This is a genomic window from Sulfitobacter dubius (assembly GCF_027214245.1).
Classification (GTDB): Bacteria; Pseudomonadota; Alphaproteobacteria; order Rhodobacterales; family Rhodobacteraceae; genus Sulfitobacter; species Sulfitobacter dubius_A.
Map to the genome: position 1 here is coordinate 1 of NZ_JAPWHM010000030.1, position 1,194 is coordinate 1,194.

1 protein-coding gene and 1 tRNA gene are annotated in these 1,194 nt (G+C 53.2%); both read left to right on the plus strand.

The features are described 5' to 3' along the window. The first annotated feature begins 3 nt into the window (after positions 1–3). Positions 4–79: transfer RNA gene (locus O4H31_RS19465), tRNA-Ala, on the plus strand. A 65-nt stretch (positions 80–144) separates the two neighbouring features. After that, the gene (locus O4H31_RS19715) at positions 145–993 is read left to right on the plus strand and encodes a glycosyltransferase family 2 protein (protein ID WP_419723620.1); all 849 of its coding nucleotides are present in this window, start codon (positions 145–147) and stop codon (positions 991–993) included. The last annotated feature ends 201 nt before the right edge of the window (positions 994–1,194 follow it).

Genomic DNA, 1,194 nt, shown 5'->3' on the forward strand with positions numbered 1-1,194 from the left:
TTTGGGGCCTTAGCTCAGCTGGGAGAGCGCCTGATTTGCATTCAGGAGGTCAGGAGTTCGATCCTCCTAGGCTCCACCATGAATTCTCTTGTCGTCTCTGGCCTGAACGGATTAGAAGAGGGCATGAAGATTTGTGCGATCACAATGGTTTACCGCGATTACTGGGCATTGTCACAATGGTACGCCCATTATTCACGGCACCTCGGTTCAGATCACCTTTATATTGTGGCTCATGGTCATGATCTGAAGATTTCAGAGCTTTGCCCGCGGGCAAATGTGGTCACGGTTCCTCGGAATGATCTTGCTGGTTTCGACCGGGTTCGTGGGCATCTGCTTAACGGACTTCAAGACGGGCTCGGCGCCATTTATGATTGGGTTATTCGCACAGATGCGGATGAGCTGATCTGTTTGGACCCGAAACGTTACGCTGATTTCACTGAATTGTTCGCATCGCGCAAGAGGGCGACTGCTCTCTTTGCTTTGGGTATGAATCTTGCAGAAACCGACAGCGACATCGCGCTGGCAAATCAGGATCGGGTACTGCGCCACCGGCGTCAGGCTCACTTCTCCGGCCACTATAGCAAGGCTTGGGCCGTGCGACGTGGAACGCATCTTGTGCGTCATGGTGTACAGGCTACTGCTGAGAACCTTCAGGATGTGCCGTTTGTCCTTCCGAAAGGGGTCTACTTGGTTCATCTCAAGTACGCCAACGACAGCGCGTTAATTGATGCGAACAGGCACCGAACGGTGATCGGGAATGGTGACGGCAAGGGGCTTCCAGGCAAGGCCTGGGCCAAGGCTGACCAGACTGCGGCGAGCTTCTTTGACGCTTTTCACGATCTGAATGAGCTCGAATGGCCCTTAGCTGAGCGACGCGCTTACTTGCGTATCAAGCGAGACCCGGTTCGAGATGATAAGCTAAACGTTCTACGTGCCAGGTCGGTTAAGTTTTCATTTCGTACGACACTGCCTCAATGGTTCGAAAGCTGCTGATAGATTAGATCAGCAAGAGCGCTACGGCGCTTTTGCTCGTCCAATCTGGACGTTTGCGTGACATCCTTCGGATGCACGTGATTGACATCGTAAAGAGAGATACTAACAACATGTTTGATCGCCTCGCGTTAGGGGATGATCTCGGTTGCTGCCCTTCGGGGCCGGTGTTTGACGGGCTGTTTCCTCGGCCTGCCGGACATA

Excerpts from the sequence above, each read along its gene's own strand:
- O4H31_RS19715 (WP_419723620.1), top strand. The coding sequence starts at position 145 with ATGGTTTACCGCGATTACTGGGCATTGTCACAATGGTACGCCCATTAT.